Raw genomic sequence first — 1,479 nt, forward strand, 5'->3', positions numbered from 1 at the left:
CTGACCTCGCGCACCGGCACAGTGTGGCCGGTCGGCGCGCCGCGCAGGTTCGGGTCGGTCGAGAAGGAGTACTGGGTCTTGGCCATGCAGACCGGCAGGTTGCCGTAGCCGGCCTGTTCCCAGGCATGCAACTGGTCGCGGATCGACTTGTCGGCGATCGCCTCGTCTCCACGATAGATGCGCTTGACGATGGTGTTGACCTTCTCGAACAGCGGCATCTCGTCGGGATAGAGCGGCGAGAACTGGGAGGCGCCGGACTCGGCTATTTCTACGACCTTCCGGGCGAGGTCCTCGATGCCGGCCGAGCCTTGCGCCCAGTGCTTGCACAGGATCGCCTCGGCGCCCTGCGCCTTGACGAAGTCTTTCATCGCCTGGATCTCGGCTTCGGTGTCGGTGGTGAAGTGGTTGATCGCGACCACCGCCGGCACACCGAACTGCTTCACGTTCTCAATGTGGCGGCCGAGATTGGCGCAGCCCTTCTTGACCGCTTCGATGTTTTCCTTGCCGAGGTCTTCCTTCTTGACGCCGCCATTCATCTTCATGGCGCGTACGGTCGCGACGATCACCGCCGCCGAGGGCTTCAGCCCGGCCTTGCGGCACTTGATGTCGAAGAACTTTTCCGCGCCGAGATCGGCGCCGAAGCCGGCTTCGGTGACGACATAGTCGGCCAGCTTCAGCGCGGTCGTGGTGGCGACGACCGAGTTGCAGCCATGCGCGATGTTGGCGAACGGCCCGCCATGGACGAAGGCCGGGTTGTTCTCCAGCGTCTGCACCAGGTTGGGCTGCATGGCGTCCTTGAGCAGAACCGCCATGGCACCGTCGGCCTTGAGGTCGCGGGCATAGACCGGCGACTTGTCGCGGCGGTAGGCGACGATGATGTCGCCGAGGCGCTTCTCGAGATCCTTGAGATCGGTGGCGAGGCACAGGATCGCCATCACTTCCGAGGCGACGGTGATGTCGAACCCGGCTTCACGCGGATAGCCGTTGGCGACGCCCCCCAGCGAGCAGATGATCTCGCGCAGCGCGCGGTCGTTCATGTCCATGACGCGGCGCCAGGCGACGCGGCGGATGTCTATGCCGAGCTCGTTGCCCCAGTAGATGTGATTGTCGATCAGCGCCGACAGCAAATTGTGCGCGGTGGTGATGGCGTGGAAGTCGCCGGTGAAGTGGAGGTTCATGTCCTCCATCGGCACCACCTGGGCAAGGCCGCCACCCGCGGCCCCGCCCTTGACGCCGAAATTCGGGCCGAGCGAGGCCTCGCGGATGCAGACGATCGCCTTCTTGCCGATGCGGTTCAGGCCGTCGCCGAGGCCGACTGTGGTGGTCGTCTTGCCTTCGCCGGCAGGCGTCGGGTTAATGGCGGTGACCAGGATCAGCTTGCCGTCCTTGTTGCCCTTCACCGACTTGATGAACTCGGCAGACACTTTGGCCTTGTCGTGACCATAGGGCAGCAGATGCTCGGTCGGGATGCCGATTTTG

1 protein-coding gene is annotated in these 1,479 nt (G+C 64.3%); it reads right to left on the reverse strand.

Annotated elements, in window-relative coordinates; all coding sequences use genetic code 11:
• Window positions 1-1,479 (reverse strand): formate--tetrahydrofolate ligase (locus P9272_RS35785; protein ID WP_278164913.1); only part of this gene is annotated, 1,479 nt, incomplete at both ends.

Source organism: Mesorhizobium sp. WSM4976 (genome assembly GCF_029625685.1).
In the GTDB taxonomy this organism is placed as follows: Bacteria; Pseudomonadota; Alphaproteobacteria; order Rhizobiales; family Rhizobiaceae; genus Mesorhizobium.